Below are 962 nucleotides of genomic sequence, written 5' to 3'. Positions count from 1 at the left end.
CGCGACCGTGCCGCAGATGGAAGGGCAAGGATGGGCGTGGCAGTGAGCGGAGCGGCCTGCGCGTGGAGGCCGCTGGAGGGGCGGGCGCGAGCCCGTCCCTCCGCTCGTTTCCTAGCGGGCTTCCGCCGGTTTCGCCGCCGCTTTCGGCTTGGGCTTCGACGCTGCCTTCTTCGGCCGTCCCGCCTTAGGCTTCTCGCGCAGGCGGGCGTCGACGCTGTAGCGCGTGATGAACGAGTCGCGCCCTTTGCGGAAGCCCATGAGCAGGCCGGACTTGAGCATTTGGGAGACGCGTGCGCGGGACACTCCGAGAAGCTCCGCCGCCTCGGATGCCGTCACGGCGGGGACGGTGTCGAGGCTCGCCTCCACGGCTACGAGCAGGATGCGACCGTCCTCATGCGTCGGCTCGTGGCCAAATGTTGCCTCGGGGATATCCCTGCCGTCCATGAGGCGAAACTCTATTTCAAGCTTGAGCCAGTCGGCCGCCATGGCCGAGACTTCGGCCAAGTCGGCCCCTTGGGTTCCTCCGTCGAAGTCGAACGGAAAGGCGAGTAGCCAACCGTCCTGCCCCTTGAAAACTTCGAATTCGTAGACATGCAGCATGGATCAATTCCTTCCATTTTCGAACCAGGCTAGCGTTTTCCCTCGATGCCCGCTTGCTTCCTGATCGCCCTCGCCATGTTTTCGTCGATTTCCCTGTGCCGTGGGATCGATGTCGTGAATCCCGGTTTCTTGAAGATATCGTGGCTCGCCCCGCCGTAGTTTTTCAGCCCTTGGGCTTCGACTTCCTTGACAAGGTCGCGTCTCTTGACCATGGTCGTCCTTCCTAAAAATTATAAACTATAATTAAGAATTAATCAAGTGCGAAAGGGGAGGGAGGCGGGCGTTGCTCCGTATCGGTTTCGCGGGGTCGTGTGTCCCCAGCGCCCGTCGCCCTGCGCCAGGCGCGCCTACGGGCGCTGGCG

2 protein-coding genes are annotated in these 962 nt (G+C 62.5%); both read right to left on the bottom strand.

Annotation, left to right across the window (positions count from 1 at the left end; all coding sequences use genetic code 11):
- Positions 1 to 111 precede the first annotated feature (111 nt).
- On the bottom strand, positions 112 to 600 hold the full coding sequence (locus tag GPA_RS09130) for a type II toxin-antitoxin system HicB family antitoxin (RefSeq protein WP_015539687.1): 489 nt from the start codon (positions 598 to 600) through the stop codon (positions 112 to 114).
- Between the two features lie 29 nt (positions 601 to 629).
- Complete coding sequence (locus tag GPA_RS09125) at positions 630 to 812, bottom strand: type II toxin-antitoxin system HicA family toxin (RefSeq protein ID WP_015539686.1); 183 nt, start codon at positions 810 to 812, stop codon at positions 630 to 632.
- Between the last annotated feature and the right edge of the window lie 150 nt (positions 813 to 962).

Origin of the sequence: Gordonibacter pamelaeae 7-10-1-b, assembly GCF_000210055.1 — a bacterium.
In the GTDB taxonomy this organism is placed as follows: domain Bacteria; phylum Actinomycetota; class Coriobacteriia; order Coriobacteriales; family Eggerthellaceae; genus Gordonibacter; species Gordonibacter pamelaeae.
This window is presented reverse-complemented; position numbering and strand designations above follow the sequence as displayed.

Coding starts and splice junctions, on each gene's coding strand:
- GPA_RS09130 (WP_015539687.1), bottom strand. CDS start 600: ATGCTGCATGTCTACGAATTCGAAGTTTTCAAGGGGCAGGACGGTTGG.
- GPA_RS09125 (WP_015539686.1), bottom strand. CDS start 812: ATGGTCAAGAGACGCGACCTTGTCAAGGAAGTCGAAGCCCAAGGGCTG.